Origin of the sequence: Sphingomonas sp. 179-A 2A2 NHS (genome assembly GCF_045371305.1) — a bacterium.
Lineage (GTDB): Bacteria > Pseudomonadota > Alphaproteobacteria > Sphingomonadales > Sphingomonadaceae > Sphingomonas.
The window spans coordinates 238,366-263,384 of the sequence record NZ_JBIQDE010000005.1 but is presented as its reverse complement, the minus strand read 5'-3'; the positions used below and the strand labels follow the sequence as shown (position 1 = coordinate 263,384).

23 protein-coding genes are annotated in these 25,019 nt (G+C 66.4%); 9 read left to right on the top strand and 14 right to left on the bottom strand.

All coding sequences use genetic code 11. From position 1 onward, the window contains the following. Positions 1-8: 8 nt before the first annotated feature. The 3 genes from ACH0AE_RS13175 to ACH0AE_RS13165 form a co-directional block, all read right to left on the bottom strand. Positions 9-650, bottom strand: coding sequence for a L,D-transpeptidase family protein (locus ACH0AE_RS13175; RefSeq protein ID WP_294442177.1), 642 nt, complete (start codon positions 648-650; stop codon positions 9-11). Between the two features lie 69 nt (positions 651-719). Next, entirely contained in the window at positions 720-1,667 is a 948-nt protein-coding gene (locus ACH0AE_RS13170) for an aldo/keto reductase (RefSeq protein WP_294442178.1), read from the bottom strand. Positions 1,668-1,865: 198 nt separating this feature from the next. Beyond that, positions 1,866-2,189: a hypothetical protein gene (locus ACH0AE_RS13165; RefSeq protein ID WP_294442179.1), complete on the bottom strand. Its 324-nt coding sequence runs from the start codon at positions 2,187-2,189 to the stop codon at positions 1,866-1,868. A 160-nt stretch (positions 2,190-2,349) separates the two neighbouring features. Between ACH0AE_RS13165 and ACH0AE_RS13160 the strand changes: the two genes are divergently transcribed. From ACH0AE_RS13160 to metH, 4 genes are all read left to right on the top strand, one after another. Next, positions 2,350-3,309 carry a metalloregulator ArsR/SmtB family transcription factor gene (locus ACH0AE_RS13160; protein ID WP_294442180.1) on the top strand — a complete coding sequence of 320 codons (960 nt, stop codon included), beginning with the start codon at positions 2,350-2,352 and terminating at the stop codon, positions 3,307-3,309. Beyond that, positions 3,306-4,247, top strand: a complete 942-nt coding sequence (gene metF, locus ACH0AE_RS13155; RefSeq protein WP_294442181.1) for a methylenetetrahydrofolate reductase [NAD(P)H] — start codon at positions 3,306-3,308, stop codon at positions 4,245-4,247. Before ACH0AE_RS13160 ends, metF begins: the two co-directional genes overlap by 4 nt. Positions 4,248-4,358: 111 nt before the next feature. Continuing rightward, positions 4,359-5,408, top strand: a complete 1,050-nt coding sequence (locus ACH0AE_RS13150; RefSeq protein WP_294442182.1) for a homocysteine S-methyltransferase family protein — start codon at positions 4,359-4,361, stop codon at positions 5,406-5,408. 130 nt (positions 5,409-5,538) lie between these two features. Next, positions 5,539-8,226, top strand: a complete 2,688-nt coding sequence (gene metH / locus ACH0AE_RS13145) for a methionine synthase (RefSeq protein ID WP_294442183.1) — start codon at positions 5,539-5,541, stop codon at positions 8,224-8,226. Between the two features lie 13 nt (positions 8,227-8,239). Here the strand turns inward: metH and ACH0AE_RS13140 are convergent, their stop codons facing one another. The 3 genes from ACH0AE_RS13140 to ACH0AE_RS13130 form a co-directional block, all read right to left on the bottom strand. After that, complete coding sequence (locus tag ACH0AE_RS13140; protein WP_294442184.1) at positions 8,240-8,719, bottom strand: cupin domain-containing protein; 480 nt, start codon at positions 8,717-8,719, stop codon at positions 8,240-8,242. Between the two features lie 106 nt (positions 8,720-8,825). Further along, on the bottom strand, positions 8,826-9,800 hold the full coding sequence (locus ACH0AE_RS13135; RefSeq protein WP_294442185.1) for an SDR family oxidoreductase: 975 nt from the start codon (positions 9,798-9,800) through the stop codon (positions 8,826-8,828). Between the two features lie 100 nt (positions 9,801-9,900). Beyond that, a complete protein-coding gene (locus ACH0AE_RS13130; RefSeq protein WP_294442186.1) occupies positions 9,901-11,208 on the bottom strand; it encodes a M20/M25/M40 family metallo-hydrolase in 1,308 nt (435 codons plus the stop codon). Positions 11,209-11,560: 352 nt separating this feature from the next. Between ACH0AE_RS13130 and ACH0AE_RS13125 the strand changes: the two genes are divergently transcribed. From ACH0AE_RS13125 to ACH0AE_RS13115, 3 genes are all read left to right on the top strand, one after another. After that, positions 11,561-11,995, top strand: a complete 435-nt coding sequence (locus tag ACH0AE_RS13125; RefSeq protein ID WP_294442187.1) for a hypothetical protein — start codon at positions 11,561-11,563, stop codon at positions 11,993-11,995. Position 11,996: 1 nt separating this feature from the next. Beyond that, complete coding sequence (locus ACH0AE_RS13120; protein ID WP_294442188.1) at positions 11,997-12,734, top strand: TorF family putative porin; 738 nt, start codon at positions 11,997-11,999, stop codon at positions 12,732-12,734. Positions 12,735-12,928: 194 nt separating this feature from the next. Beyond that, positions 12,929-13,699 carry a GNAT family N-acetyltransferase gene (locus ACH0AE_RS13115; protein ID WP_294442189.1) on the top strand — a complete coding sequence of 257 codons (771 nt, stop codon included), beginning with the start codon at positions 12,929-12,931 and terminating at the stop codon, positions 13,697-13,699. A gap of 21 nt (positions 13,700-13,720) precedes the next feature. Here ACH0AE_RS13115 and ACH0AE_RS13110 read toward each other — a convergent pair whose 3' ends face one another. From ACH0AE_RS13110 to map, 5 genes are all read right to left on the bottom strand, one after another. Beyond that, positions 13,721-14,662: a sensor domain-containing diguanylate cyclase gene (locus ACH0AE_RS13110; RefSeq protein ID WP_294442190.1), complete on the bottom strand. Its 942-nt coding sequence runs from the start codon at positions 14,660-14,662 to the stop codon at positions 13,721-13,723. 148 nt (positions 14,663-14,810) lie between these two features. Continuing rightward, positions 14,811-16,223, bottom strand: a complete 1,413-nt coding sequence (gene glnA, locus ACH0AE_RS13105) for a type I glutamate--ammonia ligase (protein ID WP_406875789.1) — start codon at positions 16,221-16,223, stop codon at positions 14,811-14,813. 96 nt (positions 16,224-16,319) lie between these two features. Beyond that, complete coding sequence (locus tag ACH0AE_RS13100) at positions 16,320-16,658, bottom strand: P-II family nitrogen regulator (protein WP_242416993.1); 339 nt, start codon at positions 16,656-16,658, stop codon at positions 16,320-16,322. 180 nt (positions 16,659-16,838) lie between these two features. Continuing rightward, complete coding sequence (locus ACH0AE_RS13095) at positions 16,839-19,052, bottom strand: PQQ-dependent dehydrogenase, methanol/ethanol family (RefSeq protein WP_365928741.1); 2,214 nt, start codon at positions 19,050-19,052, stop codon at positions 16,839-16,841. A gap of 206 nt (positions 19,053-19,258) precedes the next feature. After that, complete coding sequence (gene map, locus ACH0AE_RS13090; protein ID WP_294444315.1) at positions 19,259-20,086, bottom strand: type I methionyl aminopeptidase; 828 nt, start codon at positions 20,084-20,086, stop codon at positions 19,259-19,261. 54 nt (positions 20,087-20,140) lie between these two features. Here map and ACH0AE_RS13085 point away from each other — a divergent pair, with 54 nt between their 5' ends. Together ACH0AE_RS13085 and ACH0AE_RS13080 are read left to right on the top strand one after the other, a co-directional pair. Beyond that, positions 20,141-20,899, top strand: coding sequence for a molybdopterin-binding protein (locus ACH0AE_RS13085; RefSeq protein WP_294444314.1), 759 nt, complete (start codon positions 20,141-20,143; stop codon positions 20,897-20,899). A gap of 88 nt (positions 20,900-20,987) precedes the next feature. Next, positions 20,988-22,163, top strand: coding sequence for a diguanylate cyclase (locus ACH0AE_RS13080; RefSeq protein WP_294444313.1), 1,176 nt, complete (start codon positions 20,988-20,990; stop codon positions 22,161-22,163). A 32-nt stretch (positions 22,164-22,195) separates the two neighbouring features. On the opposite strand, the gene ACH0AE_RS13075 is transcribed toward ACH0AE_RS13080, so the two are convergent. The 3 genes from ACH0AE_RS13075 to ACH0AE_RS13065 form a co-directional block, all read right to left on the bottom strand. Further along, entirely contained in the window at positions 22,196-23,329 is a 1,134-nt protein-coding gene (locus ACH0AE_RS13075; RefSeq protein WP_294444312.1) for a nitronate monooxygenase family protein, read from the bottom strand. Positions 23,330-23,488: 159 nt separating this feature from the next. Next, positions 23,489-23,923: a CoA-binding protein gene (locus tag ACH0AE_RS13070; protein WP_294444311.1), complete on the bottom strand. Its 435-nt coding sequence runs from the start codon at positions 23,921-23,923 to the stop codon at positions 23,489-23,491. Positions 23,924-23,995: 72 nt separating this feature from the next. Further along, positions 23,996-24,946, bottom strand: a complete 951-nt coding sequence (locus ACH0AE_RS13065) for an Mrp/NBP35 family ATP-binding protein (protein WP_294444310.1) — start codon at positions 24,944-24,946, stop codon at positions 23,996-23,998. Between the last annotated feature and the right edge of the window lie 73 nt (positions 24,947-25,019).

Below are 25,019 nucleotides of genomic sequence, written 5' to 3'. Positions count from 1 at the left end.
GCCGCGGCTCAGGCGGCCTTTACCGCCTGCCCGATCTCCAGCGCCTCACCGCGAGTGATGATGACCTTGTCGCCCAGCTTCGCCGTCTCGAACAGTTTCTTGGCGAAGGGCTTGGGCACGCCGATGCAACCGTGCGTCATATAGCCGTCAGCCACCTCGCTGGCGTGCACCGCGATCCCATCATTGGTCAGGCGAAGCATGTACGGCATCGGCGCGTGATAGATGTTGGAAACGTGATCCTTGCTCTTCTGCGTGATCGGATAGACGCCGAGCGGGGTCGGCTTCGAATCGGCGCCGAACAGGATTGCCGCCGCGCCAATCTCATGCCCGTCGCGAAAGACGCTGAGCACCTGCGCGGCAAGATCGACGGTGATGATGAGCGTGCCGGTCGCCGGGGCAGCGCTTTCGTCCCAATGATGGTCGCCCATCTTCATCGGGCCCTGGATCGGCAGGATGGATTTGACGATGTAGGCCGCGGGCTGTGACTGCGGGCCCGCCTGCTCGGGGGTGGCCGGTTGAGCGGGCCGGAGCGGCGGTATCGACTGGCTCGCGAGAACGCGCGGCGGTGGCGGCGGACGGCTGGCGGCATAGCCGACCGACGCGACGGCAACCGCAAACGCGATCAGGACAAGGCGAGCCGGTGAGAGCATGATTCGGGATCTAGTAAGGTGACGTTGCGCTTGGCTGACGCAAGACGGTTAACGCAAGCGCAAGCGTGATCACGCTCCGGCGGTGTTGAGACACTCCAACTGGTCGGCGGTGAGTTCCAGCGTCATGGCGGGCAGCAGTTCCTCCAACTGCCGCGCGCTGGTGGCGCTGGCGATTGGCGCGGTGACACCGGGCTGCGCCATCAGCCAGGCGAGTGCGATCTGCGCGAGGGTGGCGCCGGTCTCACCGGCCACCTCGTCCATCGCGGCAAGCACTGCCTTGCCGCTCCCGGCGAGAAGATCGCCCATGCGGCTGCCGCGCACGCTCTTCGTCAGATCCTCGGGTGAGCGATACTTGCCCGTGAGGAAACCCGATGCGAGCCCGTAATAGGGGACGACGCCGACATTCTGCTCGACGCAATAATCCTGAAGCTCGCCTTCGAAGCGGTGGCGGCTGACGAGATTATACTCGGGCTGGAGCGCGTCATAGCGCGGCAGGCCGGCAGCACGGGCATGTTCGTTCGCGGACTTGAGTCGGGCGGCGTGGAAGTTCGAGGCGCCCAGTACACGGACCTTGCCGGCGTGGACCAGCTTTGCGAACGCCTCGAGGACCGCTTCCTGTGGTGTCGCCTCGTCGTCCTGATGCGCGAAGTAAAGGTCGATGCGATCAGTGCCGAGCCGCTTCAGCGATGCCTCGCAAGCGGCAGCAATCCGCGCTGGCGCCAATTTCTCGCCGCCCTCGCCGGGCAACATGCCGACTTTGGTTGCGATCAGTACCTCGTCGCGCTTGCCGGACGCCTTCAGCCATTCGCCGATCATGGTTTCGGATTCACCGCCGCGGTGGCCGGGGACCCATGCAGAATAGGCGTCGGCCGTGTCGATCATCGTGCCGCCACCCGCCACGAAGGCATCGAGCACGGCAAAGCTGGCGGTGCGATCCGCCGTCCAGCCGAAGACGTTGCCGCCGAGCACCAGCGGCGCAATCTGCAGATCAGAGGAGCCGAGCCGGCGCTTCATCATTGTCGGTTCCGTTATTCTGAACGTCGCGCAGACTGATGCTGTTCGCGTCGAGCATTGCCGCGGCTTCATTGAGTTGGCGTTCCTCATCCGCCGTAACCGCGCCGGCCGGCGCAGGTTCGGAGGAGCAGCCGGCAGTGATACCGGACGCCAGCAAGGTGATGGGGAGGAGCGCGGCGCGCGCCCCTCCAGAGCGTGGCCTCACCGATCCTGCAGTGCGTTGCCCGCGTCGATCAGCGCGTCGCCAGCATCATCCCGCGCGCGATCAGCGGTATTGTCGATCGCAGCGCCAGCGCGATCTGCGCCGCGTTCGATGTCTTGGCCGGCATTGTCGAGCGACCGTTCGGCGGAGCCAAGCGCCCGATCGGTCGCCGCGTCGACATCGTCGATCGCGTTGCGGGTCGTGGTGCTGACATCGGTGCCGATCGCATTGGCGGCTTCTGCACTTTCGTTTCGTGCGCTCGGGCTGCAGGCAACGAGAGCAGTGGCAGCGGCAAGGATGGTGGCGGTGGCAAGGGTTCTCATCGATACTCTCCCTGTTTCGTCCGAAAGCCGGCACGCCCGGCGTCCGCTCCACAACGTCAGCTAGCGGCTTTGGCTCCGTAACGATATCTTGCCGACCGCTGTTCGTCGGAGGCGATCGATCGTTTGACGAGATATAAAGATATCTTTATATCTTTCTGTTGTGACCAAGGCGCTCGAAACTTTCCGTGCTCTCGCCGATTCGTCGCGGCTGCGCATCCTACGTCTGCTGCGGACGATGGAGCTTTCGGTTGGTGAGCTGGCGCTGGTGCTGGGGCAAAGTCAGCCGCGGGTGAGCCGCCATGTGAAAATCCTGTGCGATGCCGGCCTTGCGGAGCGCCGCAAGGAGGGCAGCTGGGTGTTCGTGGCGCTGGGCGATGCTGCGCTGGTAGATCCCGTGCTGGCGGCGGTGGATGCGCTCGACAGCGACGTGCCCGACCGGGATGGCGCCACAGACGCGGCCCGGCTCGCGGCGGTGCGCGCGGATCGCGCAGCCTCCGCTTCGCAATGGTTCGAAACGCATGCCAGTGAGTGGGATGCGATCCGATCCCTCCATATCGCCGAATGCGATGTCGAGGCGGCGATGCGCAAGGTGTTGGGCGAGGCACCGCTTGGCCGGCTGGTCGATATCGGCACCGGCACCGGGCGGATGATCGAGCTGTTCGGCCCGCGCGCCCGCACGGCGCTGGGGATCGATCGTAGCTCGGAAATGCTACGGCTGGCACGCGCGAAGATCGGCGAGCAGGGGCTCAGCAACGCGGAGCTGCGTCAGGCCGATCTCTACTCGCTGCCGCTGGCGGACGGCGCGGCGGACGTCGCGATCGTCCATCACGTTCTTCATTATGCGCAGCAGCCGGGTGCCGCGATCGTCGAGGCGGCGCGTGTACTGGCGCCAGGCGGGCGACTGCTGATCGCCGATTTCGCGCCGCATGACCGGGAGGAGCTGCGCACGCGTGACGCCCATACCCGGCTCGGCTTCTCGGACGCGCAGATCGAAGGCTGGTTCGCCAATGCGGGGCTGGAGACGGCCCGGGTGGAGACGCTGGAAGGCGGCGAATTGACGGTGAAGATCTGGCTCGGGCGCAAGCCCGATGCCGCATTGCATGAGGTGAAGGCGGCATGACGCTATCGGTCAACCAGCTTGAGGAGGCGCGCCGCGCGCTGGACGCCCCGCTCTTTGCTGATGTTGCGGGGGATATCGACGTCAGCTTCGAATTCTTCCCCCCCAAGACGGAGAAGATGGAACAGACGCTGTGGGATTCGATTGGCACGCTAGCGCCGCTAGGGCCCCGCTTCGTTTCCGTGACCTACGGCGCAGGCGGTTCCACGCGCGAGCGCACGCATGCCACGGTGGCGCGGATCGCGCGTGAGACGGCGATTCCGGCCGCAGCACATCTCACTTGTGTCGAGGCGACGCGCGATGAGATCGATGCAGTGGCGAGTGAGTATTGGGCCGCCGGCGTGCGGCACATCGTGGCGCTGCGTGGCGATCCGCCGCGGGCCGGCGAGCGTTATGTGGCGCATCCCGGCGGCTACGAAAATGCAGCCGCGCTCGTCGAAGGGCTTCGGCGGTTGCATCCCTTCGAGATCTCGGTCGCGGCCTATCCGGAATGCCACCCGGACTCGATCGATCCCGCGGCTGATCTCGACAATCTGAAGCGCAAGATGGATGCCGGGGCGACGCGGGCGATCACCCAGTTCTTCCATCAGCCGGACGTGTTCTTCCGCTATCGGGATAAGGTGGCGGCGGCGGGGATCGACGCGGAGATCGTACCGGGGATCATGCCGGTGAGCAATTTCGCCGCCGTCGTGCGGATGTCCAAGATGTGCGGGACTGAGGTGCCGGCCTGGATGGAACGGCTCTTTGCCGGGCTCGACGATCTGCCCGAGGCACGGCAGTTGGTTTCGGCCACGCTCGCCGCCGAGCTGTGCCGCAAGCTGTATGCGGGCGGGGTGAAGCAGTTCCACTTCTACACGCTCAACCGCGCAGAGATGAGCTTCGCGATCTGCCACCTGCTGGGCGTGCGAACGAAGCCCGGCGCGGTGGCGGCAGCGGCATAGGTTTCTCCTCGCGCTTGCGAGGCCGCCAGGGGAGGGCCTGTCCCCCCTGCGCGGTGATCCTGGTGACAGGCCCTCCCCCGACCCCTCCCCAGCGGAGGGGGGAGAAAAGACATGAACGCACGTGAATCCTTCCATGCCGAAGCAGCGAAGCGCATCCTCATCACCGATGGTGCATTCGGCACCGAGATCCAGAACTGGAAGCTCTCTGAAGCGGATTATGCCGGCTCACTCGGCCTGTCGCATGATCAGAAGGGCAACAACGATATCCTCGCGCTGACCAAGCCGGAGGTGCCGGCGGCGATCCACCGCGCCTATTTCGAGGCGGGCGCGGATATTGCGGAGACGAACACCTTCTCGGCGAACCGCATCAGCCAGGCCGATTATGGCGCCGAGGGCTTGGTGCGCGAGATCAACGTCGAAAGCGCCCGGCTGGCCAGGAGCATCGCCGACGAGTTCCAGGCAAAGGACGGGCGCCCCCGCTTCGTCGCCGGCGCCGTCGGACCGACGAACAAGACGCTGTCGCTGTCTCCTGACGTGAACGACCCCGGCTATCGGGAAATCGACTTCGACTATCTGAAAGACGTGTACCGCGAGCAGATCGACGCGCTGGTCGAAGGTGGTGCCGATTTCATCCTGATCGAGACGGTATTCGACACGCTGAACGCCAAGGCCGGCGTGATGGCAGCGATCGAGGCTGGCGCGGCGCTTGGGCGTGACTTGCCGATCATGCTGTCGATGACGCTGACCGATTTGTCGGGCCGCAATCTCTCGGGCCACACGGTCGAGGCCTTCTGGCATGCAGTGCGGCACGCGAACCCGCTGACGATCGGGCTCAACTGCTCGTTCGGCGCGCAGCAGCTGCGCCCGCACGTGAAGACGCTGTCGGACATCTGCGACGCGCTGATCATGGTCTATCCGAATGCCGGTCTGCCGAACGAGCTTGGCGCCTATGACGAGGCGCCGGTGACAACCGCCGGGCTGGTGCATGAATGGGCCGCGGCAGGGCAGGTGAACGTGCTAGGCGGCTGCTGCGGCTCCACGCCGGCGCACATCGCCGCGATTGCAGAGGCGGTGAAGGGCGTTGCGCCGCGTCGCTTGCCGGCGCCGCCGGTTCGCACGCGGCTGGCGGGGCTGGAGCCGTTCACAATGGCGGCGGCGTAATCAATTCACACCGTTCGTCCCGAGCAAACTCGTGGACGAGCCGCGAGCGGATCGCACGGTGTCTCGCTTTAGCTCGTCCTGAGCGCCTGTTTCACAGGCAGTCGCAGGGCTCGACACGAACGGAAAACTTGTGACCACGAACTCCTCTTCCACCTTCGTCAATGTCGGCGAGCGCACGAACGTCACCGGATCCGCGGCGTTCAAGAGGATGATCATGGCGGGCGATTACGCCCGTGCAGTCGAGGTTGCGCGCCAGCAGGTGGAGAATGGTGCACAGGTGATCGACGTCAATATGGACGAGGGGCTGCTCGACGCGCACCACGCCATGACGACGTTCCTGAAGCTGATTGCGGCGGAGCCCGATATTGCCCGTGTGCCGGTGATGATCGACAGCTCCAAGTGGGATGTGATCGAAGCGGGGCTGAAGTGCGTATCCGGCAAGCCGATCGTCAATTCGATCAGCATGAAGGAAGGCGAGGAGGAATTCCTCGATCGCGCGCGCCGGTGCATGAACTATGGCGCCGCGGCAGTGGTGATGGCCTTCGACGAGGTGGGCCAGGCAGACACCAAGGATCGCAAGGTCGAGATCTGCGAGCGCGCCTACAAGCTGCTGACCGGCATCGGCTTCCCGCCAGAGGATATTATCTTCGATCCCAATGTGTTCGCCGTGGCGACGGGGATCGAGGAGCATAACAATTACGCCGTCGACTTCATCGAAGCGACGCGCGAGATCAAGGCGCGCTGCCCGCACGTCCATATCTCCGGCGGCCTTTCCAACCTGTCGTTCAGCTTCCGCGGTAACGAGCCGGTGCGCCGCGCGATGCACTCGGTATTCCTTTACCATGCGATCCCCGCCGGCATGGACATGGCGATCGTCAACGCCGGTCAGCTCGACGTGTATGACACGATCGATCCTGAGCTGCGTACTGCCTGCGAGGATGTGATCCTCAATCGCGATGCCGAGGCTGGCGATCGCCTCGTCGCGTTGGCGGAGCGCTTCTGCGGCACTGATGCGGTGGCGGAAAAGCAGGCCGCGGAATGGCGTTCGTGGGATGTCGTGAAGCGACTGGAACATGCGCTGGTGAAGGGCATCGACGCGCATGTCGTGGAGGATACCGAGGAAGCGCGCGTCGCGATCTTCGAGCGCGGCGGGCGGCCGATCGAGGTGATCGAAGGCCCGTTGATGGACGGGATGAACGTCGTCGGCGACCTCTTCGGCAGCGGCAAGATGTTCCTGCCGCAAGTGGTGAAGTCAGCGCGCGTCATGAAAAAGGCGGTCGCGCACCTGCTGCCGTACATAGAGGCGGAGAAATCGGCGGGCGCAAAGGCGAAGGGCCGCGTCATCATGGCGACGGTGAAGGGCGACGTTCACGATATCGGCAAGAACATCGTCGGCGTCGTTCTGCAGTGCAACGGCTTCGAGGTGATCGACCTTGGCGTGATGGTACCGTGGACCAGGATTCTGGAAGCCGCGAACGAGAACGACGCTGACATGATCGGCCTCAGCGGCCTGATCACCCCATCGCTGGACGAGATGGTGACGGTGGGTGAGGAGATGCAGCGCGCGGGCATGACGATGCCGCTGCTGATCGGCGGCGCGACCACGTCCAAGGTTCACACCGCGCTGCGCATCGCGCCAGCCTATCAGGGGCCAGTGGTTCACGTGCTCGACGCCAGCCGCGCGGTGGGCGTGGCGACGGCACTTGTATCCGAGACGCAGCGCGATCCCTTCGTCACCAAGGTGTCGGACGAATATGCCGCGGTACGCGCGGCGCGCGAGGGCAAGGGGCAGAACGACCTGCTGCCGCTGACCGAAGCGCGTGCGCGCGGCTTCGTTGCCGATATGGCGCTGAAGCCGGCCGCGCCGTTGAAGCCCGGCGTGCATGTTTTCGACGACTGGGATCTGGCGGACCTGCGCGAGTACTTCGACTGGACGCCCTTCTTTCGCGCGTGGGAACTGGCCGGCACCTTCCCGGCCATTCTCGATGACGCGGTGGTCGGCGAGAGCGCGCGCGCGCTTTATGCCGATGCACAGGCGATGCTGGACAAGATCGTCGCGGAAAAGTGGCTTACGGCGCGCGGCGTCGCCGGTCTGTGGCCGTGCCACCGGCATGACGACGATGTCTGGGTCTATACGGCGCATAGCCAGGATCATCGCAGCCCGGATGGCGCGAGCGTGCCCGAGGGCTTCCGTGTTCCCGATCTCGACCGGACCAACGAAAAGACCGTGCGGCTGCCGTTCCTGCGCCAGCAGATCGCGAAGCGCGAGGGCCGCGCGAACATGTGCCTGGCCGACTTTGTCGATCCCAAGGGGGATTGGATCGGCGGCTTTGCCGTCGGCATTCACGGAATCGAGCCGCATCTCGAACGCTTCAAGGCGGCGGTGGACGATTATTCCGACATCTTGCTGAAAGCACTGGCGGATCGCTTCGCCGAAGCCTTTGCCGAGGCCTTGCACCAGAAGGTGCGGACCGAATTGTGGGGTTACGCCCCGGACGAGCAGCTGACGAACGAGGCGCTGGTTCGCGAGCAATATCGCGGCATCCGACCGGCGCCTGGCTATCCGGCGTGCCCCGAGCATAGCCTGAAGACCATCCTGTTCGACATGCTGGATGCGGGGCGGACAACCGGTATCACGCTGACCGAAAGCTACGCGATGTTGCCGACCGCCGCGGTGAGCGGCTTCTACTTCGGGCACCCGCAGGCGGAGTATTTCGGCGTGGCGCGGATCGGCGAGGATCAGGTGGCGGACTATGCGGTGCGCCGCGGTGTGGACCTCGAAACGGCGAAGCGGCGGTTGCGACCAAACCTCGACTGATCCTGCGCCCCGATTAATCGATCGGTGGCGCGATGAGATCAATCCCGTGCCGCGCGCAGATGGTGTGGAGCGCGGCCTGTTGCTCGGGCGATGGCGTGATCTGATCGGGCAGGCCCGCGTGATCCGCCGGGCGTGACGCGTCGCGCAGCATGTCCTCGAAGCCGCCGCGCGTCATCGTCAGGCAGCGGCCGCCCTCCACCGAGAGGACGCGGAAGCCGTGCGGCACTCCGCGGGGAAGGGCGATGACGTCGCCCGCCATGCCGGCGATGGTCCGATCCCCCAGGCGGAAGCGGAACAATCCTTCGATGATGTGGAAGAATTCATCCTCGTCGCGATGGATGTGCAGCGGCGGGCCGAAGCCGAGCGGCAGGTGGTGCTCGACGATCGAGAGGCCGTCCGCGGTGTCGTGACGGCTGACATGGATGTGAATGCGGCCGTTCATGAACCACAGGCCGTGATCCTGGGCGTCGGGCACCTCCGCAGGGGCTGGCATGCGCGTCTCTCCTGATGGGCTATGGCGTGGCATCGCCGGACAGGAGTTCTGCGTCAGCGGGCGCGCGACCGTGCGGCGACCACGCGACGGGCATGCGACGAACGGGTCAGATCACGCCGGTGCCGCCGTTCGCGCCGAACACGCTGCCACTGGTGAAGCTGGTCTGCGGATCGGCGAGCGCGACCCATATCGGCCCGAACTCGGCCGGCTGCCCGGCGCGGCCGAGCGGCGTATCCTGGCCGAATTCGCCGAGCTTGCCGGGCAGCTGGCCACCCGCGACCTGCAGCGGCGTCCACACCGGGCCGGGGGCGACGCCGTTGACGCGGATACCTTTGGCCGCGAGCTGCTTCGCGAGCCCCTTGGTGAAGATCAGCAGCGCGCCTTTGGTCGTGGCGTAATCGAGCAGCTCCTCGCCCGGACTGACCGAGTTCACCGACAGCGTGTTGATGATCGTCGAGCCGGGTTTCAGCAGCGGGATTGCGGCCTTGGAGATGTGGAATGTCGCATAGACGTTGGTCTTCATCGTGCGGTCGAACTGCTCCGCGGTGATCTCCTCGATCGACTGCTTCGACTGCTGATAGGCGGCGTTGTTGACGACGATGTCCAAGCCGCCGAGCGCCTTCGCAGCGCGCTCGGGAAGTTCAGTGCAGAATTTCGCATTGGTGAGATCGCCGGGGATAAGCTCGACGCGGCGGCCTTCCCCGCGCAGCAGCTTGGCTACATCCTGCGCGTCCGGCTCCTCGGTCGGGAAATAGTTGATCGCGACGTCCGCGCCTTCGCGCGCAAAGGCGATTACGGCCGCGCGGCCGATGCCGGAATCGCCACCGGTGACGAGCGCCTTCAGCCCCTGCAGTCGGCCGGAGCCGCGGTAGCTGCGTTCGCCGCAATCTGGCACCGGCTTCATGTCGCGCTGCAATGCCGGCCATTTCTGCCGCTGCTCGGGGAAGGGCTGGTTGGTGTAGGCGGTCGCCGGACTGGGTGTCGGGCGCCGCGCGCCTTGCGCCAGCGCCGGTGCGGCGGCGAGGCCGGCGCCGGCGACAGCGCTGGCCTTCAGCAGATCACGGCGGCTGGCATCGTTCATTCGTTGGCTCCGGCAGCAAGGCGCCGCGGGACCGCGGCTTTTCCTGTACGCCAGATGAACGAGCGGACGGCGGTTAGTTTCCGCCAATGCGAATAAAGACTTAGCGGGGTTCGGCGGTGAGGCGCGAGATCAGCACGGCGCTGCGCAGTGCTTGGCGCGGCAGGCTGGTGAGATCGACCCATTCGCCCACCGCATGCGCGCCGCCGCCGGACGCGCCCATCCCACCCAGCGTCACCGCATCGGCCGCGACGAAACTCGAGTCGGCGGCGCCGCGCTTCGATGGATCCATCTCCTTCATTTCCGGCAGGCCGATGTCGCGGTTCACCGCATTGAGCCGATCGAGCAAGGCGCGGTTCGCGGCCGTCGGCGGCATCGACGGATAGCCTTCGAAGAAGCGGATCGAGCCTTCGGTGCCGGGCAGATGCTTGGCGACGATCGCCTCCATCGCAGCCTTGATGCGCGTATCCTGCTCGGGCGTCAGGCTGCGCAGATCGCCGCGCGCCACTGCGCGGGCGGGGATGACGTTGGTCTTCCCCTCTGCCGTGCCCTTCACGCCCGGCTCGTCAAGCGCAGCGGGGGTGCCGGCGACGAGGACGCTGGCGTTGAAGGTGAGGTTCGGTTCGGGCAGCGTGCGGCGGAATTCATCCAGAATGCGCGCCATTTCGAACGTCGCGCCATAGCCCATCCACTGGTTGAAGATGCCGCTGGAATGGCCGGTGCGCCCGGTGGTGACGATCTCCCAGTTGGTGGAGCTGCGCCGCGCCGTGGTGGCATAATCCTGGCCGCTGTCGGTGGCGACATTCTCATATTCGAACGCGATGTCCGCCCATTTCCCGGCAGCGATCAGATCGCGGCGGGCCACGTCGAGCGGCGCACCGGTCTTTTCCTCGTCGCCGGTGAGGACGACCTGGATATCGGCGTTCTTGAGCGTCCCGGCGGCGTGCATGGCGCGCAGCGTGGCGACGATCACGACGAGGCCGCCCTTGTCGTCGCCGACGCCCGGTCCTGTCACGCGGTCCCCGTCGCGCGTCCAGCCGGTGAACGGGCTGTCGGGTTCGAACACCGTATCGAGGTGGCCGATCAGCAGCACGCGCTTGCCGCGGCCATTCCCCTTGTGGGTCGCGATGATGTGACCGGCACGCCCGGTTTGCGCCATGTCGATCCAGTCGACCTTGAAGCCGAGCGGCTCAAGTTCCGCGCGCATCATCTCGCCCACTGCCTTCACGCCGGCAATGTTGAGGCTGCCCGAGTTCTGCCGAACGAGCTTTTCAAGCAAGGCCTCGTGCCGCGGCGCCTCCTGTTCGATCACCGCCTTCATGCGGTTTTCGGTGGGGGTGGTGGCAGCGGCCGCCGGGAGCGGAGCGGCGAGGGGCGCGAGCAAGAGCGCGGCGGCAGCGAAGCGAAGCATGTGAGAGCCGCTATCAGTCGTTGCGGGCGCAGAACAAGCGGAAACGAGCGCGATTGTGCTTGATAAGACCTGCCAGGCTCCATGTTGCAGCACCGCGAATGTTGAGAATGTTGAGGCTCCAGCGCGTTTTTTTCCAACGACGGCTTCTTCCGCTCCCACCTTGAGCAGCGTTATACCAATCGCCTACCGTTGTAGGACAGGCTCTGGCGATCTTCGCCGAGCTGTTTCAAATCATTGCGCGGATGCGCATCCATTGAACGTCCGGTCCGTATCGGCCATTTACGAGAGGCTACGCAGGTCGGCGTGGCACGAGTGAGCGGGCACCATAGTCCGCAACCCGCAGGAGACCCAAATGAACCTTATCCTTGCTGCCGGGCTGTTGCTCGGCACCCCGATCGCTACCGACGCGCACCGCGTCGAAATCGATCATAAAGGCCAGCGCGTCGACGTGACGTACCGCAGCGACGTGGCCGTCAAGCACAAGCAGATCGGCGCTGCCGGCCCGGGCGGCCGTGCGAGCACGCTGCAATGCGCCTGGAAGGCGAACGTGAGCGTCCAGCGTGAAGCCCGCAGCGCTGCCGGCCACGTGCTGTCGCGCACGATTTCCAGCGATACCCCGATCGAGGGCCGCCGCGCCGGCTGGTGTTCGGGCCAGCGCGAAGCGATCGCGCAGGAAGTCGCGGCGCGCAGCGATACCGTGCGCGACCATCTGCTTGCCGTTGCCGAGAAGGATCGCGAAGCACTCGCGCTCGAACTCGATCGCGCGCACAGCCCGGCCCGCAGCTGAGGTGCGGCTGATCGCATTGGGTGCCGCCGTTGCCCTTGGGGTGACGGCGGCGGCGGCGTCTGCGCAGGTGTCGCTTGGCGGCAGCGTGGAAGCATCGACCGATGAACGCCGCCGCGGGATCAGCTGGAGCGACGGCAAGATTTCCCCGGCCGCGAGCATTCGCGCAGGGCTTCCCTCGGGCGTCGATCTCGGCGTTCGCGTGACCGGCACACGCGGCGATCCGCGCCACGGCGGGGCGGATGCGGTGGTGGACGCGACCGGCGGCTTCGGTACTGACGTTGGCGGCGGGCTGCGGCTCGACGGCTTCGTCACCGGGCATCTGTTCACCAGGGCGCGCGGCAAGATGGATTATGTCGAGGTTGGCGCCGGCGCGAGCTACGCGCTTGGGCCGGCGGAAGTCGGCATCGATGCTCGCTACGCACCGGATCAGGGCGCCATCGGCGGCGACAATCTGTGGATTGGCGGGCGTGCGCGCGTGGGCGTGCCGGCAACGCCGTTCACGCTGATGGCAAGCGCCGGCCATTCCTCCGGTTCGGTGGACGATCCGATCCGTGCGGCACGGCTGCGGCCCGGCGGGAGCTATTGGGACTGGTCGCTGGGCGTGGACCATATCACCGGCCCGCTGACGCTTGGCCTGGTCTATACCGGCACCGACATTTCCGAGCGTGTGCCGTCGCCCTTCGCCAATGCGCGCGACACGGGTGATCGGCTGACCGCGCGGGTGGCGCTCAACTTCTGATCCTGTCGGGAGCGAGGTCTCCCGCGCCTGGCCCGGCTTGCCATCCGCCGTCACGACGCTTCGGACGGCACGCCGGGGGCGAGCCGTGTTGCACGTGCAACCTTCCGCCGCCGCCTGGTAATAAATGGCTAGCGGCGCATGGCCACTCGTGTTGCCGCTCGCGATGGAGGCGGGCGCGTGGCGGGAGGACGGGCGTGACGGATCGACAGGCAAATAGTGATGCGGCGCTGCTCACGGCGGCACTTGATAATGTCCATCGCTACTGGATGAACATGGGTGACGAGCTGCGCGAAGAGGATAGCCTTTCGCTGTTCCGCAGCGGGATCGCGCATCCCCTGCTGAACGGCGTGACGCGCGTCGACGATCCGAGCCGTGTCGAGCGGATCCGCGCGGCGGTGGAGCAGCTGCGCGACATACCATCGCTCTGGTGGATCGGGCCGGACTCACATCCCGGTGCGATCGATGCGCTGCTCGCCTGCGGTGGGACGGTCACCGACGAAATGCCGCTCTATGTGCGCTCGCTTCTCGATCTTCCCGAAGCGCCGCTGCCGGACGGCATCGTCATCGAGGAAGTGAGCGGTGACGCCGCCGTCGCAGAATGGGTCGATTGCTATGCGCCGTCGATGGGCGTGGCGCCCGAGCAGGTCGCGCGGATGACCGAGGTGGAGCAGCGGCGCGCTGATCCGCCCGGCAGCCTGCGGCGCTTTGCGGCGCGGCAGGATGGGCGGATGGTCGCGACCTCGGCCATGCTGGCGGCGGATGGGGTGGCCGGGATCTATGTCTGCTCGACACGTGAAGGGTTCCGGCGGCAGGGGCTGGGCGCGGCTGTGACGCTGGCAGCGATGCGGGCCGGCCTCGAACACGGCCTCGGCCACGCGGCGCTGCAGGCGTCAGCAATGGGCGAGCCGGTCTACCGGCGGCTCGGCTTCGAGAAGATGGCCGTGCATAAATGCGTGGCGTTCTGAGCGGGGCCAGCGCGGCGCCGCTCAGCGTCGCTGCGGCCGCGCCCTTTTGGCCGCATAAAGCGCCGCGTCGGCGCGGATGAAAAGTTCCTCCGGATCATAGGACCAGGGGTCAATCGGCGCGGCGATGCCGCTCGTCGCACCGATCGAGAAAACCTGCCCATGCCAGTGGATCGGCGCGCGCAGGGCTTCGAGGAAGCTTGCGACACGCTGCTCGACCAGGTGCGGGGGCTCCTGATTATCGACGACCAGCGCGAACTCGTCGCCGCCGATGCGGGCCGCGAGAAGCGCTTGGGGAAAGTGAGCCACCAGCCGTTCGGCAAAGGTGCGCAGGCAGGCATCGCCGGCGAGATGGCCGAGCCGGTCGTTGACATGCTTGAAGCCATCGAGATCGAACAGCACGAGCGCCCCAAGCCGGGCGGCGGCGAAGCGGGTACAGCGCCGGTTGAGGAAGCGGTGTTCGTAAATCGCGCGGTTGGCGAGGCCGGTGAGCGCGTCATTTTCGGCAAGGCGCCGCAGCGCTTCCAGCCGACGCTTTTCCTCGGTCACATCCTGCTTGATGCCGTGGAGGACGGGCGTGCTGCCGGGGCGCCAGACCAGCTCGCCGTTGATGCGCAGCCAGCGCACCTCGCCATCCGGACGCCGGATCTCCGCGTCGAGATTGAGCCGGGTGCCGCGGTTGATCGTCTGACGGCGCAACTCCTCCAGGCGATCACGCGATTCCTCGGTGTAGAGCGCGAGAATGTCGCGACGGTCGACGTCAGCGCCAGGTGCCAGCCCGAAGATGTGATGCACGCCGCTCGTCCAGTTGAGGCGCTCGTCCGCCAGGTCGCAGGACCAGGCCCCGATCCCCGCCATCGCCATGGCGCGATCAAGCAAGGGATCGACTGCGGCTGCGGCAGATCGCGGTGGAACGCGGTTGAACGGGGCGGTGGAAAGGGCAGCTTCCTGGATCAGCGAAGACATAACACGCGCGTAACGACAAATTCCTTAAGGGTCAGTTGCGCCGAGAATGGCTTAGGTGGGCAATGAGAAAGGGGCGCCCGATTGCTCGGACGCCCCTTCGTTCTCCCGTCTTCAGCGTCGCCGCCACGTGAACGCGGCGGCAGCGCGATCAGAGGCTGTAGTACATGTCGTACTCGACCGGGCTCGGCGTCATTTCCCAGCGCGCGACTTCGCCCCACTTCATTTCGACATAGGCCTCGATCTGGTCCTTGGTGAACACGTCGCCCTTCAGCAGGAAGTCGTGATCGGCGAGCAGGCTGTCGAGCGCCTCACGGAGCGAGGCGGCGACGGTCGGCACCTCGGCGAGCTCTGCCGGCGGCAGGTCATAGAGGTTCTTGTCCATCGCCTCGCCCGGATGGATCTTGTTCTGGATGCCATCGAGGCCGGCCATCAGCAGCGCGGCGTAGGCGAGGTACGGGTTCGCCATGGCATCCGGGAAGCGCACTTCGACGCGCTTCGACTTCGGGCCGGTGCCGTACGGGATGCGGCACGATGCCGAACGGTTGCGCGCCGAATAGGCAAGCAGCACCGGCGCCTCATAGCCGGGCACCAGCCGCTTGTAGCTGTTGGTGGTGGGGTTGGTGAAAGCGTTGATCGCCTTGGCATGCTTGATGATGCCGCCGATGAAATAGAGGCAGGTCTCGCTGAGCCCGGCATAGCCGTTGCCGGCGAACAGCGGGGTCTTGCCTTCCCAGATCGAGAAGTGGGTGTGCATGCCCGAGCCGTTATCTTCCTTGATCGGCTTGGGCATGAAGGTCGCCGACTTGCCATAGGCATGCGCGACCTGGTGCACGACATACTTGTAGATCTGCATGCGATCGGCGGTGGTGGTCAGCGTGCCGAAGGTGAGGCCGAGCTCGTGCTGCGCAGCGGCCACCTCGTGGTGGTGCTTGTCGCAGGGCAGGCCCATTTCGAGCATGGTGGAGACCATCTCGCCGCGGATGTCGACGGCGCTGTCGACCGGCGCGACGGGGAAATAGCCGCCCTTGGCGCGCGGACGGTGCGCGAGGTTGCCGCCTTCATATTCGCGGCCGGTGTTGGTCGGCAGCTCGATATCGTCGATCTTGAAATACGACTGGTTGTACGACGTGTCGAAGCGGACGTCGTCGAACATGAAGAATTCGGCTTCGGGGCCGACATAGACCGTGTCGCCGATGCCGGTTTCCTTGACATATGCCTCGGCGCGCTTCGCCGTGGTGCGCGGATCGCGGCTGTAGCCTTCGCCGGTCGACGGCTCGACGATGTCGCAGAACACGATCAGCATCGGGGTGGCCGAGAAGGGATCGGTATACACCGCGTCCAGATCCGGCTTCAGGATCATGTCGCTCTCGTTGATCGCCTTCCAGCCCTCGATCGACGAGCCGTCGAACATCAGGCCGTCGGTCCACTCATCCTCGCCCATCACGGACGACACCATGGTCAGGTGCTGCCACTTCCCTTTGGGATCGGTGAAACGAAGATCGACCCACTCGATCTCCTCGTCCTTGATCTTCTTGATGATGTCTGCGGCGGTCGCTGCCATGGTCGTTACTCTCTCTTGCGGTTGCGCCGCCGAACGGAAGCCGGCGGGCGCGATGACGGGACGAAGTTTTTTCCGGTCTGTGCCGGATGGTGCGGGTCAGATTGCGTCGTCGTTACGCTCGCCGGTGCGGATTCGCAGCGCTGTTTCGACGGGAATGACGAAGATCTTGCCGTCGCCGATCCGGCCGGTCTGTGCCGCCTGCGCGATCGCTTCCACGACGCGCTCGGCCAGACCGTCTTCCACGACGACCTCGAGCTTCACCTTGGGCAGGAAATCCACGACATATTCGGCGCCGCGATACAGCTCCGTATGGCCCTTCTGCCGGCCGAAGCCCTTGGCCTCGGTCACGGTGATTCCGGACACGCCCACTTCGTGCAGCGCTTCCTTCACCTCATCGAGCTTGAACGGCTTGATGATCGCTTCGATCTTCTTCACGCGGAAACGCCCACCCCTTGGTTAGAACCCTCGCCCCGTGACTGGTGCTTGCATCGAACGTGCCAGTCGCCGCCCCGAAGGGCAAGGCGGCGACTCGCCCCGGCGACCGACAACCGCTGCCTAAGGATTGGGCAGGGGGCGGGTACATGCCGGTTTGTGGGGCACGTGCTTGCTTCCGTTTCAGCGCACGCCGGTCGGCACGGGGGACTTCTGCGCGCCCGGCGCCGGCGCCACTGTCTTGGTACCGCCGCCGAGGTTCTTCTGCGCCCAATGCGCCTCGTCAATGACGTAGAGGCGGATCAGCTGCGCCTGTTCTGGCGTCAGCACCTTCGCGAAGCTAACCATGCCGCGGTCCTTCAGCATGCCGTCGATCAGGATCGCCTTCCACGTGTCGGGGTCGCCGAGCGTCGCGGAACGCTGCAGGTTCGGCAGCACGCCGCCGCCGCCAGCGCTGGCGCCATGGCAGACCTGGCAATAGCGGCCGAACAGCGCCTGGCCCTGTGCCACCTGCTGCGGAGTCGCCTTGTTCTCGGGCAGGGCCACCGGGGTCGAATCCTGCGGCTTGGTTTCCGGCAGCTTTGCCGTGCCGCCGAGCTTGAACACCAAAAGGCGCGGCACGTTCGGCACGTCGCGTGCCTTGCCGATGGCATAGCCGATCGACAGCGGCAGCGCGCCGCCGCGCCCGGCGAGCACCGCCACATATTGGTCGTTGCCGATCATGAAGGTTGACGCGCCGGCCATGATCCCGGTGCCGACCGGATAGGTGAAGAGCTGCTTTCCGCTATCCGCGGCATAGGCGCGGAACTCGCCGAGTGCCGTTCCCTGGAAGACGAGATTGCCAGCGGTCGTCATCGTGCCGCCATTCCACGGCGTCGGATAATCCACCGTCCAGCGCGCCTTGTTGGCGACCGGATCCCACGCGACGAGCCGCCCGGTGGCGCCGGCGATCGCCTGCTTCACCGCTGCCGGATCGCGCGGATACATGGCGTTGCCGAGATCCTGGCCGACGTTGAAGCCGAGCGGCTTCGCCTTATCCAGGTCCGACGAGGGGTTGAGATAGGCCGAGCCGACGATCTGTGCCGGGATATAGGCGAGGCCAGCCTGAGGGTTGAAGCTCATCGGCTGCCAATTGTGCGCGGCGATCGCGCTCGGCACCGCAAGGAACGGCTTGCCCGTCTTGTAATAGCGCGCCTCCGGGTTCTCGATCGGACGGCCGGTCTTCAGGTCATAGCCGCTTGCCCAGTTGACGCCGGGGATGAACTGGCCGGCGTTGATCAGCTTCCCGTTGGTGCGATCGATGACGTAGAAGAAGCCGTTCTTGGGCGCCTGCATCAGCACGCGGCGCTGCTGGCCGCCGATGTTGAGCGTGGCGAGGTTGATCGGCTGGGTGGCGGTGAAATCCCAAGTTTCGCCCGGCGTTTCCTGGTAATGCCAGACATATTCGCCGGTATCGGGCTTCAGCGCGACAATCGAGGAGAGGAAGAGATTGTCGCCCTTTCCCTCGCTGCGCAGGCCGTGGTTCCAGGGGGAGCCGTTGCCGACGCCAAGGTACAGCTGGTCGAGCTCCGCGTCATAGACGATCGAATCCCACACCGTACCGCCGCCGCCGGACTGCTTCCACTGGCCGTTTTCCGACCACGTCGGCGCGACCTTGGCCATGGCCGCATCGCTCGCCTCGCCATCCGCTGCGCCGGTGGGGTTGGGGACGGTGTAGAAGCGCCACTTCTTCGCGCCGGTCGCGGCGTCATAGGCAGTGACATAGCCGCGCACGCCGAATTCCGCGCCGCCGTTGCCGATGACGACCATCCCCTTCACCACACGCGGCGCGCCGGTGATCGTGTAAGGCTTTGAATTGTCCGTCGTCTGGACGGACCAGTCCTGCTTGCCGGTGGCGGCGTCGAGCGCGATCAGGCGGCCGTCGATCGTGCCGAGATACAGGCGCCCCTTCCATGCAGCGACGCCGCGGTTGACGACGTCGCAGCACGCCTGGACGCCCTTTTCGCGCGACACGCCGGGATCGAATTCCCACAATTTCTGCCCGGTGCCAGCATCATAGGCGAAGACCTTGGACCAGGGGCCGGTGACGAAGAGCTTGCCGTCGATGACGATCGGCGTCGCTTCCTGGCCGCGTGCATCGGGCATGTCGGCATACCAGGCGAGGCCGAGCTGGCCGACGTTCCCGGCGTTGATCTGGGTCAGCGGCGAGAAGCGCTGTTCCTGATAATTGAAGCCGGTCATTGCCCAGTCGCGGCCATCGCCGCCGGTGGTCAGAAGCGCGGCATCGACCTTGCCCGCGCCGGTGGCGGCGCTGCGATCCGCCGCCTCGTTTTCATTGGTAGCTGCCTTGCACGATACCAGCGCCAGCGCTGCGATCAGCGCATATCCAAGCCGCATCATCCTCTCCCCCGCTCCGTTCCGAGCGAGGCGGGAAACTGGCGCAGGTCGGGGCGAAAGGAAAGAGGATAAGTCGGTCGATTTAGCCTGTCATCCCGGACAGGTCGGGGCCGATTACCCGTGCATTCGCGGCCGTCCCGTGCACGCCGATGGTGCGGCAATGCGCCGCAATGGCGCGGGACGGTGCGCGAGGCACCGAAATGGGATCAGGAATAGGGCGGCTTGTGCAGCCCCGCCGGCGACACGGTGAAGATCTCGCACCCCGTTTCGGTAATCCCGATCGAATGTTCGAACTGCGCCGACAGCGAGCGATCGCGCGTCACCGCCGTCCAGCCATCGTCGAGCAGCTTCACGTCCGGGCGGCCGATGTTGATCATCGGTTCGATGGTGAAGATCATGCCCGGCTTCAGTTCGGGCCCGGTGCCCGGGCGGCCGACATGGACGACCTCCGGTGCGTCGTGGAACAGCCGGCCGAGGCCATGGCCGCAGAAATCGCGCACCACGCCGTAGCGATGCGCCTCGGCATGGCGCTGGATGGCATGGGCGACATCGCCGAGTGTGTTGCCGGGCAGCGCCTTTTCGATGCCGATCATCAGGCATTCGTAGGTGACGTCGACGAGGCGGCGGGCCTTCAGCGGCACGTCGCCGATCAGATACATGCGCGAGGAATCGCCATGCCAGCCATCGACGATCGGCGTCACGTCGACATTGACGATGTCACCCGACTTCAGCGTCTTTTCGCTGGGGATGCCGTGGCAGACGACATGGTTGATCGAGATGCAGCAGCTGTGCGTGTAGCCGCGATAGCCGAGCGTCGCGGGGACGCCGCCGCGGCTGGTGATGAAATCGTGCACCAGCCGGTCGATCTCCGCCGTGGTGACGCCGGGGACCATGTGCGGCACGATCATGTCGAGCGTTTCGGCGGCAAGGCGGCCCGCGACATGCATGCCGGCAAAGGCATCGGGGCCGTGGAGCTTGATGGCGCCGGTGCGCCCGAGCGGTGCGTCGCTGGTGACGGTGACGTAATCGGTCATGCCGCGCGATATAGCGTGACGGCGGCACTTTTGCGAGGCTATGCCTGTCCGCGCATGGATAGCGAACGCATCTGGACCGCCGCGCTCGTCGTGATCGGGGACGAGATTCTCTCCGGCCGCACGCAGGACAAGAACGTCGCGCAGATCGCGCAATGGCTGAACGTGCAGGGCATCAGGCTGGTCGAGGTGCGCGTCGTGCCCGACCGCGAGGAAGCGATCGTCGAGGCGGTGAACACGTTGCGCGCCCGCAACGATTATCTGTTCACCACTGGCGGCATCGGGCCGACGCATGACGACATCACGGTGGACGCGATCGCCGCGGCGCTTGGCGTGCAGGTGGTGTTCCACCCCGCCGCCGTGGCGGTGCTCGATCGTTATTATGCCTCGCGCGGCGGCGTGACCGATGCACGGCTGCGCATGGCGCGCGTGCCCGAGGGCGCGGACCTCATCGAGAATCGAATGTCGGGCGCGCCCGGCATCCACATCGACAATATCTTCATCATGGCCGGCGTGCCGAACATCACCGCCGGGATGCTGGACGCACTAACCGGCACGCTGGAGGGTGGCCGCCCGGTCGTCAGCCGCCAGATCGGCTGCTGGGTCGCGGAAAGCGAAGTGGCGGACCTGCTGCGCAACGCGGAAAAGACCCATGAGGGTGTCGCGATCGGCAGCTATCCCTTCTTCCGCGAAGGGCGCACCGGCGCCAACTTCGTCGTTCGATCGCCAGATCCGGCCGCGGTGGACGCTTGCATCGCAGATCTTACCCAGGGGCTGGAAGCCGCCGGACACACGGTGTTCCCAGAGGGCATCTGACGGCCGACGCTGGGCCAGTTTTTCCCGAGAATTTAACAAGATCTTTCCAAGTCGCGCGTAGCGAGCGGGAAGGAAGCTTGGTGTCGCGATGCAGTTCGATCTGTTCACTCTTTACGTCCTGGCGATCGGGACTCTCCTGCTCAGCGCGGCGATGACCGTGTGGGAAGGGGAGGCGCGGCCGCAGCGGCGGGCGACCTTGCGGCTGTTCGCCGGCGCCTATGTGATGCTGGCGGTGGGATGCGTGCTGGCGACGGTGCGCGCCCATGGCAGCGGACCGCTGCTGCCGGCGCTGAGCAACCTCAGCTTCATGGCCGGATACCTGCTGATCCTGAACGGTGTCGCTGCGCTGCGGGGGCGGCGCTATCGGACTGCGTCGGTCGCCACGCTCGCCGCCATCGCCGCGATCTGGGCGATCGGGGGCGCCGGTGGGCAGGGCACGGTGTGGAATTACGTGTCGGCCGGGCCGATCGCGCTGGTGTCCGCGGCGACGACCTGGGAAGTGCTGCGCAACCATATGCTTCGTGGCCTGCGCGGGCGGCGCGTGGTGATCGTGATCCTGACCGTGCACGCGATGTTCTACGTGGTGCGCGCGACCGCGCTGCCGCTGATGGTGGGCATGTGGGGCAATGACGTGCTGGCGCTGGCGAGCACGCTGACGATGTACGAGGGCGTGCTGTATTCGGTCGCCCTTCCGATGAGCCTGCTGGCGATGATCCGCGAGGAAGCGCACGACCAGCTGCTGCAGACGTCGCGCACCGATTATCTCACGGGGCTCGGCAACCGGCGCTGGTTCTTCGAGGAAGGGGAGCGGGTGATGGCGCGTGCCGGCATGGGCGAGCCGATGTCGCTGCTCGCCTTCGACCTCGACCATTTCAAGGCGATCAACGACCGCCATGGCCATGCGACGGGCGACGCGGTGCTGAAGCTGTTCGCGCGCGTGGTGCGCGGCGCGACAGGCGAGGACACGGTGCTGGCGCGGATCGGCGGCGAGGAATTCGCCGCGCTGCTGCCGGGCCACGCACGGATCCATGCCCGCCAGATCGGCCAGGTGGTGGCGGCGCGGTTCGCCGAATCGGCCGCGAGCGACGCCGCGACCGGCGGGGTGGCCGCCACCGTCAGCATCGGCGTGGCCGAACGCGGCACCGATGGCGAGACGCTCGCTGACCTGCTGTCCGCCGCCGACCGCGCGCTGTACGTGGCGAAGGCGCGCGGGCGGAACCGGATCGAGTTTGCGCCGCGGGTGGCGCTGGCCGAAGCCTGCTGAGCCCGCGGCGCTGAACCGGCGCCGGCGGGGCCTTATTCGCTGACGAGCCCGGTGATGCGCTCGATCGACTCGGCGAACTCCATCTTGAAATCCTGCACCACCTGGCCGGCGGGGCGCACCTGATCGACGAGGCCGACGCCCTGGCCGACGAAATAGGTGACCATCTCGCGCGCCGCCGGATCGCCCTTCTGCGCCGCGACATCGCAGGCGCGGATCGCGGGTTCGCTGATCAGCGACTGGTAGGGCATCGGGAGCGGGCCCGGCGATTCGGGGCCTTCCCACGCATCGGTCCAGGCCGAGCGCAACTGGCGCGACGGCTTGCCGGTGCGGCTCTTGGAGCGGACCGTGTCACGCGAGCTGGCCTCGACCATCTTTTCGCGGAACACGTCCGAACATTCGCTTTCCGGCGTCGCGAGCCAGACCGAACCGGTCCACACGCCATCGGCGCCCATCGCCATCGACGCGGCCATCTGCCCGCCGGTCATGATCCCGCCGGCGGCAAGGACGGGGACGCGCTTGCCATGTGCCTCTAGCGCGCGGATCACCTCGGGGACGAGGACCATGGTGGAAACCTCACCGCAATGGCCGCCCGCCTCGCCGCCCTGGACGACGAGGATGTCGACCCCCGCATCGACCTGGCGGATGGCATGTTCCTTCGCGCCGACCAAGGCCGCGACCGGCACGCCGCGTTCACGCCCCATGTCGATCATCGCCTTGGGCGGAACGCCCAGCGCGTTGGCAATGAGCTTGATCGGGTGACGGAAGGCGACCTCCAGCATTTCCAGCGCGAGGTTCGGATCGAACGGCGCGGGCGCATCGGAATTGGCGCGCTCCTCCGGCATGGTGAAATGATGCTTCTCGGCGAGCTGGCCGACGAAGGCGCGATGCTCGGCCGGCACCTTGTCCATGATCGACGCGCGGGTGAGGCCCTTGGCACCGCCGGTGGCGAGATTCTCCGGGATCAGCACGTCGAGGCCGTAGGGCTTGCCGTCGACATGCGCGTCGATCCAGGCGAGTTCGGTCTCCAGGCTTTCCAGCGTATGGCCGGTCGCGCCGAGCACGCCGAACCCGCCCGCGCGGCTAACCGCGGCGACGACGTCGCGGCAGTGGCTGAACGCCAGCAGCGGGAAATCCACGCCCAGCATGTCGCAGATCGGTGACTTCATGATCCTCTCCCCAAGTCCGTTTGGCGGCCTTTTTGCGGCTGCGCGTGCGAAAGGGAAGGGGGTAAGGCGAGCGGCTTAGTGGCGCCGGGCTTGTTGGCCCGCGCGGGAAGAGGAAGCGGGACCCGGAAGCATGCCCGGGTGACGAGACAGGAGGCGCGGTTATTCGGCGGCGACGGGTGCGACGCCGAGGCGCGGGATGTCGATCGCGGGGCAGCGGTCCATCACCACCTTCAGCCCGGCCGCTTCGGCGCGTTCGGCCGCGGGCTGGTTGATGACGCCAAGCTGCATCCACACCGACTTGGCGCCGGCGGCGATCGCCTCGTCCACCGCCTCGCCGGCGGCTTCGGAGCGGCGGAAGATATCGACCATGTCTATCGGCACGCCGATCTGCGACAGATCGCGGAAGACATATTCGCCGTGGATATGCTCGCCGGTGATTTGCGGGTTGACCGGGATCACCCGATAGCCGTGATCCTGCAGCCGCTTCATGACGCCATAGCTCGGCCGATCGGGGCGATCCGAGGCGCCGACGAGCGCGATGGTGCGCGTTTCCTCGAGCAGCGCCTTGATATCGGCGTCAGCGGTCAGCGGCATGGGGGCTCCCCTCGACAATCTGGTCCGCTCGTGCCGCCGGCAGAAAGGCGCGGGGCACGACCGGTACCTAGACTAACGCGCTGCAACGTCCGCGGTTTCCAGCCAATCGGCAACCTTCTGCGCGATCGGGCGGAAGATCGTGTCCGCCGGATCGGCCGCAGGGGGATCGCCGGCGTCGGATTTGGTGCGGATCGCGATGTCGAGCGGCACCCGGCCAAGGAAGGGGATGCCGAGATCGCGCGCCGCGGCTTCCGCCCCGCCGCTGCCGAACGGATCGGAAATCTCGCCGCAATGCGGGCAGACGTAGCCGGCCATGTTCTCGATGAGGCCGATGATCGGCACGCCCGCCTTATTGAAGAGGTCGATCGCGCGGGTGGCGTCGATCAGCGCGAGATCCTGCGGCGTCGAGACGATGACCGCGCCGGCCGGGCGGTGCTTCTGGATCATGGTGAGCTGAACGTCGCCGGTGCCGGGCGGCAGATCGATCACCAAAGTGTCGGCAGCGCCCCAGTCGGCGTCGACGAGCTGGCCGAGCGCGCCGGCCGTCATCGGGCCGCGCCACGCGATCGCCTTGCCCGGCTCGATCAGCTGGCCCATCGAGAGCATCGGCACGCCGTAACGCGTGGCGATCGGCAGCAGTACCTTGTCCTTAGCCTGCGGGCGTTCGCCTTCGGCGGCCATCAGCCGCGGCTGCGACGGGCCGTAGATGTCCGCATCGACCAGCCCGACGCGGCGGCCGGCGTGGCTGAGGCCGATCGCGAGGTTTGCCGACACCGTCGACTTGCCGACCCCGCCCTTGCCGCTGGCCACCGCGATCAGCCGGCGGTTGAGCCGTTCCGCCGTCACCACCACGCGCGCTTCCGGCCCGGCGGCCATGCGCACCGCTGCCTCCAGCGCATCACGCGCCGTCCCATCCAGCCCGGTCGCGTCCACCACCACGCCGATGCGGCCGCCTTCGACCCTGACGACGGCCCGGTCGCCGGCAACCGCAGCCACCGCATTTTTCACGTCATTCTCGTTCATGGATTGGCCCGATACGCCGCTTCTGTGCGGCTTGGCACTGTTTTTCGCGGGTAAGACACCTATAAAGGAGATC